Here is a 16,970-nt window from a genome sequence, read left to right on the forward strand (position 1 = left end):
TTATTACATTTTCGCTATGTTAATTTATGCTCCGTATAAAAGAAAAGTAAATGCAATAAATATTAACCATGCTAAATATAAAAAAAATAAACTCAATAATCCCTTACGAGACATGTCAGTCATAATCGCTAAACCTATAATAGCAACCATTGCTATTATAGAAAAGTTCATCGATAATGACATATATTTCAATATTATATCAAGATGATTAGAAGATTTTCCCCAAAATGCAATTATCATGTTTATAACAAACCCACAACAGAGAATATTCCATACTATTAATGAAGTTTTTGATTTCATTATTATCTCCTTTCACAAATTTGCAAGCTATTATTTCAGTATATTTTTTTAATAATTTATAATACTATAATCTATTAATTCTTTATTTTTATATATTATTTTTCCTGAAAAAAATTCATATTCTTCCATCCACTTTAAAAACAATCTATCTCCATCCCAAAGATTAAGCTCTTGTATTTTATCATCCTCTACCCACTTTAAATCCCCTTCATTACAATCTATAATTTTCCCATCAAAATCAGAAGCTGTAAATAAGAATACATACCAATCCTCATCATCTTTAAATTTTGGAAAAGTAAGTATTCCTTTCAGTTTAGGCTTTAATATATTAAGTCCACTTTCTTCCTTAACCTCTCTTATTATACATTCCTCTGGAGTCTCCCCTTGTTCCATTTTTCCTCCAAGACCTATCCACTTACCCTCATGTATATCATTCTCTTTCTTAGTTCTATGAAGCATAAGTGTCTTGTTGTCTTTTTTTATATAACACATAGTAGAATTTTTCATGATTATACCTTCCTTTATAAAAATATATTTAGTTTTATGTGTCATCAAAATATGTCTATAAAAATACCGCTCATACAACGATATTTTGAATATAACTAAGCTTTTGTCTTATAAATACTTCTAAAATTTCTGAACTCCCTTACGGTCAAACACAGAAATTTCTTGACGTATTATTCAACAACAAAAAACAAGTCATATTAGTCAAAATATCTAAAAGCATTCGCTAACATTTTTATAGACATATTTTTGGTTCTAATTCTTATTATAAAATAAAATTTGCTTAATGCTATCGCATAATTTATATAGGTAATTAGTTCTAATGAATTTATTTATTAAAATAATTGCTATATAATTTTTTTCATAAGTGCTATTCATAATTAAAAACCGTATAATTTCCTAGCGATAAAAAAATCTTTATTTACAAAATATTTTTTCTTAATTCTACGCAATCGTTTAAATAACCATATTAAAACTGAGGCTCGTTGAAATGTTAGCTAAATAGCGGTATTTCAATGAGCCTCAGTTTTTGCTAAAGTACTAATATATTTTTTTATAATCCTAAATCATCTGATATTTCCTTCATAGCATTAAGAGATAACTCTGCAAATTCTGCAAATGGTATTCCAAGCTTTTCTATAGATTTCATAGCACCTCTATCAGCTCCAGCTGCAAATCTTGTTTCCTTCATTCTCTTTGTTATAGATTTTACTTTTACACTATTTATTTTTTTATCAGGATACACAAGTGTTATAGCAGTTATAAATCCAGTTATAGGATCTGCTGCATATATTGCTTGATCCATTTTATTCTCTATTTTAACTCCACACTCCTTGTTGTGAGCACATATAGCATGGTACATTTCTTCGTCTCCAAAACCTTCTTCTTTTAATAGTTCCACAGCCTTTGGTCCATGAAGATTTCCCTCTCCATTTTTGTAATCTAATAAATCTGCATCAAGATCATGTAAAAGTCCAGCTATTGCCCATTTTTCTTCATTTTCTGGGTCAATCTTCTTAGCAAGCTCTCTCATAACTACCTCAACGGCATAAGAGTGTTTAATTAAGTGTTCTGTACTTAAATGTTTATTTAGTATTTCTACTGCTTTTTCTCTTGATATCATTTGTATAACATCCCCTTTAGTATATTTTTATACTTTATTCGACACCTCTTAGGTAATGTCCTTTAGTAATTCCCTCATTTATTAATTTTTCATGCATTTCGCTATCTTGAACTTCAAAATCATTGTCTATTATATCTATATAGGCTTTAACTATTTCTCTTATAAAGTTCTCTTCTTCAAACGTAAACTCTAGTCTAAATGCGCTAATACCCGAATTATACATATCTTCTAAGTGATCAATCATACATAAAATCTTAGAATTGTATATTATAGATCTACAGAATTTATCTTGAGATACAGGGAATTCTTGTCCTTTTTCATCTTTTAATAAATACTTAGATTGATTACAAGTTCCACATCTTTTGTCCTTGTTGCAGTTTCTAGTCAGAACTCCCATAGGACAATATTCACTTATCATTAAAGGTATTCTAGAATAAACTATTGCTTCAGCTTCTATATCAACATAGCTTAAAACCTGCTTTATCTCATGTAAATTAAGCTCAGGAGATAAACCTATAGATTTTATATTTTCATTTTGAAGATGTTTTATAGTTTCGCTATTGAATACATTTAAGTAATAATCTGCATACATAGTGTAATCAGATAATTTATTTATCATACCTATATTAGATACTAAGAATTCATCAATTCCCATGTCAATTGCTTCATCTAATATATTGTATTGATTATTTCTAAGTATTCTAGGAGGACAGTATACTATATTTTTATTGTGTTCTTTACATACATTCATAGCATCTTTCAATGTGTCTATATCTTCATAGTATATAGTATCAATATTTAGATCTGCTATTTTTCTAAGCTGAGACATTTTTCTTATCTTTACATTTACTTTAGTATCTCTTACATCTTTATCTAATTTTTCTTTATCTTCTACTTCTATTTTTGATAATTTTCTTTTGTTTAAATTCTTTCTTTTATTATTTAATTTTTCAACAGCCTCTCTTCTTATTTCATTTAAAATACTAACAGGCATGCTTATATTTTCATCTTTGTCTATTAATATAGATTTTAATTCATAAGGTGTATTTCCAAGTTTTGATAATTGAGTTTCTATTTTTTCATCTGATAAAGCTACCTTTATAGCTTTTTCTACTTTTTTAGTTCCTACAACCTTAACTTTATTATCATCATTATCTTTTATTAAAAGAGACGGGTATTCATCAAGTTTTAATATTATTTTGCCTTTGATAGGAATTTTTTTAATTTCAACTTCATTTTCATAAGTTCTTCTAGATCTATCTAGCAGCTCGCTATCTAAAGTCTTGTACACTTCTTGTCCTATTTGTATAGGTATATTAAAATCAAGTTGTATAGTATCTCCTTCATGAGCCTCAGTTAATATATCATTATTTTTAAGTATTCTTCCTACATTTCCTCCACCAATACTTAGTCCATCACCTTTTTTAAGTGTATTCTCAAGCTTTAATGTTATCTTATTTCTTCTTTTATCTACATCTACAACTTTACCTATATAAAGACCTGTATTATTTGGCTTTTCAGGATTCATTATTTCTTTTCCGCTTTTTTCAAGTATATATCCTTTAGTGAATTTTCTATTAAATATACTATACAAATCATCCAATGTTTCTTTTTTAACTTTTAGTTTTTTATTAGTTTGATAATAATCTAAGACTTCTCTATATGATCCAACTACTGTAGCTACATACTCAGCTCTTTTCATTCTTCCTTCTATTTTTAGAGATAAAACTCCTGTATCTATTATTTTATCAAGTTCTTCTATTGTATTTAAATCTCTAGGGCTTAACAGATACTTATCATCTAAGTTAACGCTTGAATTGTTACTCTTGTCTATTAAATCGTACACTTTTCTGCATGGTTGAGCACATCTTCCTCTATTTCCAGATCTTCCTCCTATCATACTACTCATAAGACATTGACCTGAATAACATACACATAAAGCACCATGTACGAATACTTCTATATCTACAGAAGTATTCTTAGATATATATTCAATCTCACTTATTTCAAGTTCTCTTGCAAGTACAACTCTTTTAAATCCTAATTTTTCTAAATATTTTACATCTTCAAGTGAATGAGCAACCATTTGAGTACTGGCATGTATTTCAAAATCAGGGAAATGTTCTTTAACTAATTTTGTCATACCTATATCTTGAAGTATAAGTGCATCTACATCTACATTGTATAAAAAGTTTATATATTTTAAAAAGTAGTTTATTTCACTTTCTTTTACAAGTGTGTTCACAGTCACGTATACCTTAACATCTCTTATATGTGCATACGCCACAGCCTGTTTCATTTCCTCTGTATCAAAATTATTAGCTGATGCTCTTGCTCCAAAACTTTTGCCTCCAAGATACACAGCATTAGCTCCATTTGATACTGCTGCTCTTAAGGCATCAAAGCTTCCAACAGGTGCTAATAGTTCTATATTACTCAAATTACCAACTCCTACATTATTATTTAATTTCGTTTCACTTTATTCTACAGAATAAAACCTCCAGGCTTATTTTTCCTGGAGGTATTATCCTTTATTCTTTTTCTTCTAATTCAACTATTTTCATTTGCATATCATACAGCCTATTTTGAAAACTGTTTGCTATTTCTTCAGCTTCTGCAAGTCTGTCTTCTTGTTCTTTGAAACTATTTTTCCTTTGTTCATACTCTTGTTTAACTGAAGTTAATTCCTCTTTATATTTTTCTAATTCCTTTTCTAGTTCTTCTATTTTTTTATCTCTTTCACTTATATTGTCTTGAAGCTCTATCAAAGTTGTATTTGCATTTTCCAAATCCTGAAGAGGTTTTTTATATTTTGTATTAACTTCATCTAATTCATATGAGCATTTGTAAAGTTCATCCGCTATATTCAATGTTGTCAAAACCGCTGCCATGGCTGTACTCAAGCTAGGATTAGCCTCGACTACCTCCTGCATTTTATCATCTACATAGCTAGCAACTTTTAACAAATATTCTTTTGGTTCTTTACCAACCATGTTATATTCTTGACCATTTATTCTTACGGTAACTTTGTTCACTTTAACTCAGCCCCTTAGAGTTTTCTCTTTACTTACTATTGTAAGTTTTTTTTAAGAATTTTACAATCTTAAATTAGCATTTATTTGCTCGCTAAGCTCTTTAAGTATGTTTTCGTGAACTTTATTTACTTCTTCATCTGTAAGAGTTTTATCTTTGCTTCTATATACTAAAGAATATGCAACAGATTTATGTCCCTCTTCTATCTGCTCTCCCTTGTATACATCAAATAACTTGAAGCTTTCTACTAAACCTTGAGAATTCTTAGTAATTATATCCTCTATTTCCTTAACGTATACTTCATCTTTAATAAGAAGCGCTATATCTCTTGTCATAGCAGGGTACTTAGGAAGTGGTCTATATAACTTTTCATCATTTCTATAAGTTAATAATAATTCAAAGTCAAACTCAGCAGCATATACTCTCTTATTTATATCATAGTTTTCTAATACATCTGGATGTAATTCTCCAAATACACCTACTATATTATCGTTATATACTATGTTTGCACATCTTCCTGGATGGAATGTAGTATGATTCTTTTCAGGAAGTATTTCATATTTATTAAATCCTATATTCTTGAATAATTCCTCAACCATTCCCTTCATATCAAAGAAATCTATTCCGTCTTTGTACATAGACATACATATAGCTTTCTTCTCAACAGGCATTATCTCATCCATAGGCATAAAAGTATTTCCTACTTCAAACGCTGCAAATTCTTCAACTTTTCTAGAATTATTTCTAGCTGCAACCTCTAGCATATTAGATAATAATGTAGTTCTCATAACGCTAGTTTCTTCACCTAAAGGATTTTTAATCTTTATAAAGTTTCTCTTTATAGAATCCTTTGAAATATTTATCTTATCTACACCTTTTGGACTCACAAATGAATAAGTTAATATTTCATTAAGACCCATAGAAACTAAACTATTCTTTATATTCTCTTCAAATAATTGCTCTATAGTTTGAAGTCCCATAGTGTTATCTCCATATAGCATCTTAGATGGTATATTATCATATCCAAATATTCTTGCTACCTCTTCTAGTACATCAGCTTCTTCTGCCATATCAAGTCTAAAGCTTGGAACTGTAAGTTCAACCTTATCTTCAACTAATTCACACTTAAACTCTAAGCTCTCAAGTATCTCTATAAATTGTTTAAGAGGAATATTCTCTCCTAATAATTTGTTTATTCTTTGAGGTCTAACAGTTATCTTTTGCTCTGTTACAGGAGTATTATAATTCTCTACTATTCCCTTTAATACAGTTCCTGCATTTAACTCTTCAATTAACTGCGCCGCTCTGTTTATTGCAGTTTCAACTAAGTTAACATCTATTCCTTTTTCAAACTTAGCAGATGCGTCAGTTCTTAAGTTAAGCTTCTTAGAAGTTTTTCTTATACTATCAGCATCGAAGTTAGCACTTTCAAGAAGTACAGTCTTAGTATTATCACCAACCTTTGAGTTTTCACCACCCATAACTCCAGCTATTGCAACAGGTTTTTCTCCATTAGTTATTAATAGCATATCATTATTTAATGTTCTTTCAATGCCATCTAAAGTTGTACACTTTTCTTCACCATTAGCACGTCTTACAGCTATAGTGTCGCTTTCTAACTTTTCCAAATCAAAAGCATGAAGTGGTTGACCAAGCTCTAACATGACATATGCAGTAATATCAACTATATTGCTAATAGGTCTAATACCCGCTTCTATAAGTCTTCTTTGCATCCAGTATGGAGAAGGCTCTATCTTAACATCTTTTATTATTCTAGTAGCATATCTTCTACATAAATCTTCTTCCTCTATCTTTATGTTAAACTCAGCTACTTCATCTGACTCTTTAACCTCTATATTAGGGTATTTAAGTTCTTTTCCTATTGTAACAGCAGCCTCTCTTGCAATACCTAAAATAGATAAACAGTCTGGTCTATTTGAAGTTATCTCAAATTCTATCAAAGCATCATTTATTCCAAGTACTTCTTTAACATCTGCTCCTAATTCGTATTCTTCATCTAATACATATATTCCATCTCTTTTGCTTTCTTCAATCATGCTAAAAGGAATTCCAAGTTCTTCACTTGAACACATCATACCTTGAGATAATTCACCTCTTAATTTTCCTTTTTTAATTTTTATTCCACCAGGAAGTTTTGCTCCAACTAATGCAATAGGAATTATATCTCCCTCTTTTACATTTTTTGCTCCAGTTACTATTTGAATAACCTCAGTCCCAACATCGACCTTTGTAACTATTAATTTATCAGCATTTGGATGCTGAGTTATTTCTAATATTTTACCAACTGCAACCTTTTGTATATCTGCTCCAAAATACTCAACCTTTTCAACCTTTGATCCAGTCATAGTCATCTTATCAGCAAATTCTTGTGTATTCATATCTATATCAACATAGTCTCTAAGCCATTTAACAGGTACTAACATATTAACACTCCCTTAAAATTGATTTAAAAATCTCATATCGTTTTCAAATAATAATCTTATATCATCTATCTCATACTTAAGCATTGCTATTCTATCTACTCCCATACCAAAAGCAAATCCACTGTACTTCTCTGGATCTATTCCACAGTTTCTAAGCACGTTTGGATGAACCATTCCACATCCAAGTATTTCTATCCAACCTTCACCTTTACATACTGAACATCCCTCACCTTTACACTTAAAGCAAGTTACATCAACTTCTGCACTTGGCTCTGTAAATGGGAAGTTATGAGGTCTAAACTTAGTCTTAGTACTCTCTCCAAATAATTGTCTAACAAATTCATTAAGAGCTCCTTTTAGTTCTGCCATTGTAACATTTTCACCTATTACAAGTCCCTCTATTTGATGGAACATAGGAGAATGTGTAGCATCTGGTGCATCAAATCTAAAACATCTTCCAGGAGCTATTATCTTAATAGGTGGCTCAGTTGACTTCATAGTTCTTATTTGAACTGGAGATGTTTGTGTTCTAAGAAGTAAATTGTCATCTATATAGAAAGTATCACTAGTATCTCTTGATGGATGGTTCTTAGGTGCATTAAGTGCATCAAAGTTGTTAAATACAGTATCAATCTCCGGTCCCTGTGCAACCTTAAATCCCATTCCTGTAAATATATACTTAGCTTCATCTATTATTTGAGTTATAGGGTGTTTCTTTCCTACTTTAAACTCTTTCCCAGGCATAGTAACATCCAAAACCTCTTCTTGAAGCTTAGCATTTTTTTCTATAGTCTTTATCTCTTCTTTTTTAGAAGCTATAGCATCTTCAATCTCAGATCTTACCTCATTCGCAACCTTACCCATAACAGGTCTTTCCTCTGCTGATAACTTACCCATTCCTTTTAATATGTCAGTTATCTCACCTTTTTTACCTAAGTACTTAACTCTTAAGCTTTCGATTTCGTCCATTTTAACACATTCATTGATCTGTGCTAGGGCACTGTCTTTTATGTTAATTAATTGATCTTTCACTTAATTCACCCTCTCATATAATATTGTTTTATATATTTAAAACTTACCATTCATTGATGATATTGAGATTTATATTAATTTTGAACGCCTTTTATATAGCTGTTTTTACCTTGTATGTTCTTAACAAAAAACCGCTATATAAGCTTAGTGAAAAATTAATATAAATCTTAATATCTAAAGCTGTAAGTTTTTAATATTAAAAAAAGCCCTTCAATCCCTGAAAGGGACGAAAGACTTATATTCCGCGGTACCACCCTAATAGTCTATTAAATAGACCACTCGAAGACTTAACGCGCCTAACGTTAAAACCTACTGTTATTTCAGTCTTAAAGCTCCAGAGTGAACTTCTCTTGATATCCTAGGGAATAATTTCAGCTTTATATTCCTCTCTAATCTAAGATGCTTCAAAATACTCTCTCTTTCATAGCTTTTATGTATTAAACTTTATGTTGCATTATATCACATTTCAATAACATCGTCAATACACTTTTGAAAATACAATAAAAATTCATTTTAACTATATTAAAAAGGTTGATTTACAATAATTTTTTAAAATGGTATAATTTAGTAAATTTATCTAAAGATTAGAATATTCAAAATTCTATTAATAATCGTATGAAAGGGTGAGAAAAATTGAAAAATAATAGTTTAATTTTTAGTTCTTGTATATTACTAATTATACAATTATCAATTTATTTATCGGGTTTATCTTCCTTTATATTCAAGATACTATTTATTGCTACAGAGCTACTCATTGTTTATTTATTATTTCAAAATTCATATAAAAAAATAAATAAGATGGAAATTATAGAACAAAACATAAGTGAAGATGATGAAATACATGAAAAACTATTCGTAGTATCTGAAACATTAGGCTTTAATATTCATCAATTGTCATGGTTATCACAGGATAATATAACTGCATTTAATAACCTAGTAACTATTTCATATCAGATAAAAGAATTAAGTGAGCAGAATACGGCAAGTATGCAAGAAACAAATTCAAAAATTAATCAACTAGCATCAACCTCTGAAGAATTAGATCAAAATATAAATAATATAGAAAGCCAATCAATTCAATCATATGCAATGCTAAATCAAAATCTTGATACTATGAATAGTATTGGGGAATTTTTAAAAGATTTTAGACAAGTTATTAATATGGCAGTTAAAGACAATACCGAGTTACAGAACTCTTCTAAAAAAATCAATACAATTGTTGATTATATAAAATCAATATCTAAACAAACAAACCTTCTTGCATTAAATGCTTCAATAGAAGCAGCTCGAGCAGGTGAAGCTGGAAAAGGTTTTTCAATTGTTGCTGTTGAAATACAGAAATTATCTAATGAAATTGATATATCGATTGCAAAAATAGATAGCACTTTAAAGGAAATACTAGATGGCATAAAAAATTCTAATGATACAATGGATATTTATGAAGATAAAATAAGCAAAGTAGATGATATCTCAAAAAAATCAGCTGAAGTTATTGGGAAAATAGAAACTATTGTTAATAATATAAGAAATTCAGTGACCCAGATTAAAAATATGTCTGGTAGACAGAGTGACTTAGCTAGAGAAATTGATTCAACAACAGAATTTGTAACTTCTGCTGTAGAACAGACAAATAATATTATTTGTGATTCTATAGATATGATCAATGTTCAACAAAATAAAAATAATGAAATAAATACATACTTTAACAAATTAACTGAAGTATCTGAAGATCTTCAGACCATAACAGTTAAGTCAAAAAAAGAAAATGAAATAATATTTGGAATTAACCCCTTCACATCACCTGAAAATATTAAAAACATGTATCTTCCAGTTTTAAATAAAGTTTGCAAAAACATAGGATATAAAGCTAGAACTGTAATAGTAAAAAATTATGATGCTATTAATCAAGGAATAAATGATGGAGTCATAGATGTTGGATGGTTTTCACCCTTTGCTTATGTAAATGCTCGTAAAAATAGTAACGTTATACCTATTGCAACTCCTAAAGTTGGAGGTAAAACAACATATAATGGCTATATTGTTGTTAGAAAAGATAGTGGTATTAAAAGACTATCGGATTTGAAAAATAAGCGTTTTGGTTATGTTGATGTAAATAGTGCTTCAGGATATCTATATGCTCGTAATATATTCAAATCGAATAATTTAAATCCAGATAAGATTTTTGATAAAGTAACCTTCATGGGAAATCATGATAATGTTATAAAAGGAGTATTGTCAGGTGAATTAGACGGAGGTGCAACATACAATGAAGCAATAGAAGGTTTAAAAACTAAAGGCTTCCCAATTAATGATCTTAAAATAATTGAATCTATAGAAAACATTCCTAAAGATGCAATTGCTGTTAGTTCTAAAATTTCAGATACTATTATTGAACAGCTTAAAAATAGTTTTATAAATTTCAAACCTAATGGAACTTTAAATACCCCTATCCAAGGATTTAATGAAAATAGAGATGAAATTTATGATGTAGTTAGAAAAATTATGTAATTTACTTGTGTGTAAAAAGAGTTGGATACTAATGCATTAGTATCCAATTCTTTTTCATACTTCCTTTTCAATATAGTAAGTACGTTAAATAAATTCAGTCTAAATTTTCTAATCTATATCCTATTTTATATATAGTTTTTATTTCATCAAATAAATCTAGTTTTTTTCTTATTTTTTGAATATGCATATCAACAGTTCTTGTTTCTCCTAGATAGTCAAACCCCCAGACTCTTTCTAAGATTATTTCTCTAGTTAAAGACATCCCCTTATTTACTATCAAAAGCTTTAATAATTCAAACTCTTTGCAAGCTAAATCGATAATCTTACCACTTTTCTTTACTACTCTGTCATCTAAAAATATCTCCAAATCTTTCAACAAAATATAATTGTTCTTTTTACCATAACGTCTTAATACAGATTCAATCCTAGCTAAAAGTTCTATACATTCAAAGGGCTTTACAATATAATCATCTGCCCCTATTTTTAACCCTCTTACTCTATCAGAAATTGAGTTTTTAGCAGTTAAGAATATTACTGGTAAGTTAGTATGTCTAATTCTTTCCATAACACTGAATCCATCTATCTCAGGAAGCATAACATCTAGAACTATTAAATCAAAGTTTTCTTTTTCTACATGTTCTAAAGCCTGTTTTCCATCATAAACCTGCTTAGTATCATAGCCTACCATACTTAAATTCATCTGTATTAAATCTGAAATATCAGTATCATCTTCAACTATTAGAATTTTTTCCAATACAGCTGTTCACCCCGATTCTTCTTTTTATCTATAACCTATACTAAATACTTTTTTATTTGTAAAATCAATACAAATCCATAAAATTTCATCTTTATATTTAAACTCTAATGTCCCTTTTTCTTTACCATTATATCTCCATCTTTTTATTTTAGGTTCTTCTAAATCTTTTATGTCGCTTACAAATTTAGTCTTGTCTATAAAATCAAGTGCTATTTGCTTCATTTCTTCATCGCTAATTTTCAAATTTTCTTTATTTAAATCTGTATTTGAAAAACTTACATATCTAAGTTCCCCTGTATTCGGGTCTATAACAGCACTATAATCAATAATTTTTTTTTCTTCTATTTCTTCTTTTAAATCATTCCATCTTATATCCCATCTACCAGGAATTGTTGTTCCATTATTATTCTTAGCTTCTTCATAATAACAAATTTGCTCTGATAATTTTTTTCTATCTACTTTTACATTAAAGTATTTTTCAATTCCATCAATAGCTATTTTTACAGCTTTTTCTTTTTTTATTTTCATATCTATATCATCATACATAAAAATAATAGGTGCTCTATAATGAGTAATTCTAGAAACTTTATCCGAGGTTCTATCTACATCTACATATATTAATTGTTTTTCATTATACAAAAATATAAAAGTATTAATCCCTTCTTCATAAACATCTACTAACCTTAATTTATTTATATCACTCACTAATTCAGTATTTTTTACAAAATCAAATGCCTTTTTCTTTGCTTGTTTTAGATTAATTATAGACTTTCTCTTTTTTATAGTTTTTGTATCTACTCCAACATAATTTTGTATTTCAATCATTTTACCATTTTTAGCATCTAATAGTACATTATAAGAATGCTGTTTATTTCCTTCTTTATCCCATAATACTCTCCAAGCTCCATTTGATTCTTGTCTTCCGTTCCAAAAATATGAAGTTTCTTGTGGATTTTTAATAAAGTCAACTTCATTTATTAAATTCTTTAGTTCTTCTTTATCTTCTTTTATGTCATAACATTTTTTAAGATAGTCAACTGCTATTTCCTTTGCTTCTTCTTTACTAATCTTCGCATTATTTTCCTCATCATTTGTTTTTTCTACCATAACCTTATCTTTTTGAATAGAAGAAAAGCTGCTACACCCACCTAATAATATCGATATACTTAAAATAATAGGTACTAATTTTTTTAATTTCATAAAACAAATCCCCCTTCAATTGTATTTTTCTCACAACTCAATTTTAAAAATACAACTTATTGTAAATGTATACAAATTGTAAAGAATTTGTAAACTTTAATCAAATATTATTTTTACATTAGTACCTATATTTACTTTACTTTCTATTAATAACTTAGCTTTATGAATTTTTGCGATTTCATTACAAATAGAGAGCCCCAATCCCACACTACCACTTAATTTTTTTCTAGATTTATCAACCATATAAAAAGGTTCAAATACCTTTGGTAAATCTTTATCTTTTATACCTATTCCTTCATCTCTAACTTCAATAATAGGGTTTGAATTTTTATATAACTCTAGATATATTTTACTATTATCACTAGACGCTTTTACTGCATTGTCTATCAAATTAATTATTAAATTTTCAATCAAGTCTTTTTCCATTACAATTTCCATATCTTTTCCAGAAATAATTAATTCTATATTTTTGTTTTTAAGTTTTGGTTTTAAAACTTCCTTTATTTCCATTACTATATTTTTAATATTTTCTTTTCTCATTACAAAATTTTCTCTTTTAAATATTATCAACTCCATCATTTTAGATGAAAGAGTTTCAAGCCTTTTTCCTTGTTTAAATATACTATTTAATCCCTTTGAAAATGCATCCTCATCATATTTTATATTTCTTAAAAAATCAGCATATCCAATAATAGAAGTTAATGGAGTTTTTATTTCATGTGTCAAATTATCTATAAACCGTTGCTTTTCATCTATATTTTTCTTTAACTGATTCATTTTTTCTTCCACAACAGATGCCATTTTATTAAAATGATTTGATAAAACACCTATTTCATCATTAGATTGTATATTTACTCTTTCTGAAAAATTACCATTCTCAATAATTTGTATAGAATCTATAAGCTTATCTATAGGTTTTGTTATGCGTTTACTTAAAATATAAGTTCCAAGTGCAAGTATAATAGATATGATAATATCTAACTTAATGAAAAAATAATATACTTTTTTTCTATCCTCATAAATATATGTTACATCTCTTACATATGTAAATTTCAGCTGTTCTCCTCCAGCATCTAATAAATTCGTTATAAATAAAAATGTTTTATCGTCTACATCCCTTATTACATATTTTCTTTTATCTACATAAGGATTTTTTAACTCTTCTCTTTCCTTAGAAACATGAAAATTTAAATTACTAAAAACTGTATTATTATATCTATCTAAAATTTCAATGCGAATTTTCTCATCATTAACACTTTTTAAAAAGTCTCTCATAGATACACTGAGCATATCCTTATTAAATTTTTCATCATAATTCATTCTATATTTACCTATTAATTTCATTCCAGAATAAATACTAAGATGCTCACTTAAACCTCTTTCAATTTCCCTGTCTAAACTTAAACTATGCATACTTTCTATTAAAAAAACTCCCCCTAAGTTAAAGATAATTACAAATAAAATGAAATGATATGTAAATATCTTCTGCCAAAATTTCATCAAATCTCCCCTTTACTTATTTACCTCTATATTGTTGAATAAATAAAATTTGTACTCTTTAAAATTAGACATAAAAAAATCATCACTTTATAGCAAAATTATTTTAATTACGAAAATTAATTACTATAAAGGATGAGCAATATGATTATAACACTAAATATTGATAGCGGAAATAGTTTTCAGGTAAATTTTAACACATAACCTACTAACTAGCATAATTTCAATAATCTTTATTTTTACTTAAACACCAATAAAAAAGTCCTTCGCAAAATATTTTTCTATATATTTATATTTATTTTATATAGACCGTATAGGTTATTGTTAAAAATTGTAATTATGATATCATAGTATATACAGAGGGGCGGTTATAGAAATGAATATAAAAAAAACAATTCAAATCATATTCAATATCTCATATATATTTCTATTAACCTTTTATTTGATAGATAGTAACGAAGCCATGTTTTACTTTTTACTACTCATCTTCTATATCACATTAACAATAAATCCAGTTTATATAAAAAATTCGCTGTCAATATCTAAAAAATATAAAGCAAATAAGTTGTCAGAAAATCATATTGTACTGTGTAGACTATGTGGAATAATTTGGATAATAACTTGTATTCTACGCTTGAAATTGATATTAAGTTAAACTTTTAAGATATAAGGTTCATTATCTCATATTATTTCTTTTTTCAATCTTTTCATTTGAGTCGATACTCATAAATTAAGGTTATTTAAATGTTAGCTATTTTTCCGTTAATATTTTACTATAAAACTTAGATTGAGATGTTAAAATATCTGTTAAAAAAGTTTGTTGTCTGACCATAGGAAGTTTAGAACTTTTAGGATATTTTATAAATCAAAATCTAAGTTTTATTAAAATATTGACGAAATAACGGTATTTAAATAGCCTTTATTTTCGCGTAAACACCAACAAAAAAAGTTAGGTACTAAAAACTTTAGTACCTAACTCTTTTTCTTACTTCCTTTTCAGTAGCTGTTTTGATGTGATAAAAGTTCCCATTTCTATATTAGTATAATCATTAACACAATTAGAAATTATTATAATATTAGGATTTATATTCTATGAAGTTTTTCATATCCTATAAATCCTAAAATAATTTAATTTTATAAAAAGGATATAACCTTATTAATACTCTTCCATTTATTTGATCCTCATCTACAAAGCCCACTAATTCACTTCTGCTATCAACACTTTTATAGGGTAATCTATTGTCTCCCAACACAAATACATAACCATTAGGTACTTTAACTTCTAAATCCCCATCTGTATTATCTCCATTTATATAACCTTCTTCTATAATTTTTTCATTGACATACACTTTACCATTACATACTTTTACATTATCCCCACCAGTAGCTACAACTCTTTTTACCAAATGTTTTTTCTTTCCTTTTTCAGTAGTAAGTTCCGAATTAAACACTATAACGTCTCCTCTAGATGGTTCATTTAATCTATAAGAAACCTTATCTATTATTAAATAGTCTTTATCTTCAAGTGTAGGATTCATAGATTGACCTTGTACAATAGTAGGTCTTATAAACATAGTTATGACAAAAGCTAAAACTATGGATACACTTATAGTTTTTATCCATTCTAAGATTTCATATTTAATATTACTCATTTTCTTCCTCCATTTTACAGGTATTTTTTTACATATCCAAATTGTACCATACACTTTAATCTTCTACTACAAAAATATTTTCATACATTCAAGTCACCAAAAACTAGTTTTTTACTATTTTATAACTTCAATCCCTATATTCCTCATACTTTTGTATAATTTGCTTATATATCCAAAACATTATTTCAATCCTATAACTTTCATAAATCTAATAAAAAAATATATCTTTCCAATTACAAAAATCAATCCAAAAGTATAAATAACAGATATAATCTCTAATTTACAACCTATAAAACAGATAATTAACAGACATATTAATGAAAAGCATCTGCTTTGACCTAATAATTTACAATACTTTTTCTTATCTTTTATAACTATAAAATTATAGAAAAATTTGTTTACCTCTATATCAATTACTTCACACCTTCTAATTTTGTATATCCCACCTATTATAAGATATATTCCCGCTACTAATAAAAATATATCGCCCCACACTTTAAAACCCTCCATATATTAGATATATATAATAGTATCATGTTTTTTTATTATTTTGTAATAAATTACAATAATTACATTTTTAATCATTGTATGAAAATAAAAATCATATAATTTCCTCGGAAATGAAAAAAGTTATTTAAATTTAATAATGCATAGATACTATCAATTGCTTTTTTTAACTTTTATTACCAACCTAAAAATGATGCTTATTAAAATGTTAGCGATTGATTTAAATATTTTAAAATAAAACTTGTGTTGCGTTGTTTGAATATCCGTTAAGAAAGTTTGTTGTATGACCAACGGGAGTTTAAAACTTTTAGGATATTCAATAAGACGTAATACTTAGTTTTATTTAAAAGATTTAACACATGAGTGGTATTTTAATAAGTTTCATTTTTCGACTAAACTACAAAAAAGTTGCA

Annotated in this window: 13 protein-coding genes and 1 other annotated feature; of the genes, 1 reads left to right on the forward strand and 12 read right to left on the reverse strand. The window is 27.6% G+C overall.

Going from position 1 to position 16,970, the window contains the following annotated elements; all coding sequences use genetic code 11:
* Window positions 1-24: 24 nt before the first annotated feature.
* From P4S50_RS14005 to pheS, 7 genes are all read right to left on the reverse strand, one after another.
* On the reverse strand, window positions 25-300 hold the full coding sequence (locus tag P4S50_RS14005) for a hypothetical protein (protein ID WP_277731421.1): 276 nt from the start codon (window positions 298-300) through the stop codon (window positions 25-27).
* A 48-nt stretch (window positions 301-348) separates the two neighbouring features.
* Window positions 349-807, reverse strand: coding sequence for an NUDIX hydrolase (locus P4S50_RS14010; protein ID WP_331489620.1), 459 nt, complete (start codon window positions 805-807; stop codon window positions 349-351).
* Between the two features lie 550 nt (window positions 808-1,357).
* The gene (locus tag P4S50_RS14015) at window positions 1,358-1,927 is read right to left on the reverse strand and encodes an HD domain-containing protein (protein ID WP_277731423.1); all 570 of its coding nucleotides are present in this window, start codon (window positions 1,925-1,927) and stop codon (window positions 1,358-1,360) included.
* A gap of 34 nt (window positions 1,928-1,961) precedes the next feature.
* The gene (locus tag P4S50_RS14020; protein ID WP_277731424.1) at window positions 1,962-4,367 is read right to left on the reverse strand and encodes a U32 family peptidase; all 2,406 of its coding nucleotides are present in this window, start codon (window positions 4,365-4,367) and stop codon (window positions 1,962-1,964) included.
* Between the two features lie 91 nt (window positions 4,368-4,458).
* Window positions 4,459-4,962 (reverse strand): cell division protein ZapA, encoded by a 504-nt coding sequence (locus tag P4S50_RS14025; protein WP_277731425.1) that lies wholly within the window; start codon window positions 4,960-4,962, stop codon window positions 4,459-4,461.
* A 60-nt stretch (window positions 4,963-5,022) separates the two neighbouring features.
* Entirely contained in the window at window positions 5,023-7,404 is a 2,382-nt protein-coding gene (gene pheT / locus P4S50_RS14030) for a phenylalanine--tRNA ligase subunit beta (RefSeq protein WP_277731426.1), read from the reverse strand.
* A 12-nt stretch (window positions 7,405-7,416) separates the two neighbouring features.
* Entirely contained in the window at window positions 7,417-8,436 is a 1,020-nt protein-coding gene (gene pheS, locus P4S50_RS14035) for a phenylalanine--tRNA ligase subunit alpha (RefSeq protein ID WP_277731427.1), read from the reverse strand.
* Between the two features lie 219 nt (window positions 8,437-8,655).
* Window positions 8,656-8,870, reverse strand: a binding site (T-box leader).
* A gap of 199 nt (window positions 8,871-9,069) precedes the next feature.
* On the opposite strand from pheS, the gene phnD reads away from it, so the two are divergent.
* The gene (gene phnD / locus P4S50_RS14040; protein WP_277731428.1) at window positions 9,070-10,944 is read left to right on the forward strand and encodes a phosphate/phosphite/phosphonate ABC transporter substrate-binding protein; all 1,875 of its coding nucleotides are present in this window, start codon (window positions 9,070-9,072) and stop codon (window positions 10,942-10,944) included.
* A gap of 94 nt (window positions 10,945-11,038) precedes the next feature.
* On the opposite strand, the gene P4S50_RS14045 is transcribed toward phnD, so the two are convergent.
* The 5 genes from P4S50_RS14045 to P4S50_RS14065 all read right to left on the reverse strand — a co-directional run bounded on the left by P4S50_RS14045 (window position 11,039) and on the right by P4S50_RS14065 (window position 16,545).
* Window positions 11,039-11,698, reverse strand: a complete 660-nt coding sequence (locus tag P4S50_RS14045; protein WP_277731429.1) for a response regulator transcription factor — start codon at window positions 11,696-11,698, stop codon at window positions 11,039-11,041.
* Window positions 11,699-11,725: 27 nt separating this feature from the next.
* Window positions 11,726-12,901 (reverse strand): hypothetical protein, encoded by a 1,176-nt coding sequence (locus P4S50_RS14050; RefSeq protein ID WP_277731430.1) that lies wholly within the window; start codon window positions 12,899-12,901, stop codon window positions 11,726-11,728.
* A 96-nt stretch (window positions 12,902-12,997) separates the two neighbouring features.
* Entirely contained in the window at window positions 12,998-14,401 is a 1,404-nt protein-coding gene (locus P4S50_RS14055) for a sensor histidine kinase (RefSeq protein ID WP_277731431.1), read from the reverse strand.
* Window positions 14,402-15,516: 1,115 nt separating this feature from the next.
* Window positions 15,517-16,050: a signal peptidase I gene (gene lepB / locus P4S50_RS14060; RefSeq protein WP_277731432.1), complete on the reverse strand. Its 534-nt coding sequence runs from the start codon at window positions 16,048-16,050 to the stop codon at window positions 15,517-15,519.
* 180 nt (window positions 16,051-16,230) lie between these two features.
* On the reverse strand, window positions 16,231-16,545 hold the full coding sequence (locus P4S50_RS14065) for a hypothetical protein (protein WP_277731433.1): 315 nt from the start codon (window positions 16,543-16,545) through the stop codon (window positions 16,231-16,233).
* Window positions 16,546-16,970: the final 425 nt, after the last annotated feature.

Source organism: Tepidibacter hydrothermalis (assembly GCF_029542625.1).
In the GTDB taxonomy this organism is placed as follows: domain Bacteria; phylum Bacillota; class Clostridia; order Peptostreptococcales; family Peptostreptococcaceae; genus Tepidibacter_A; species Tepidibacter_A hydrothermalis.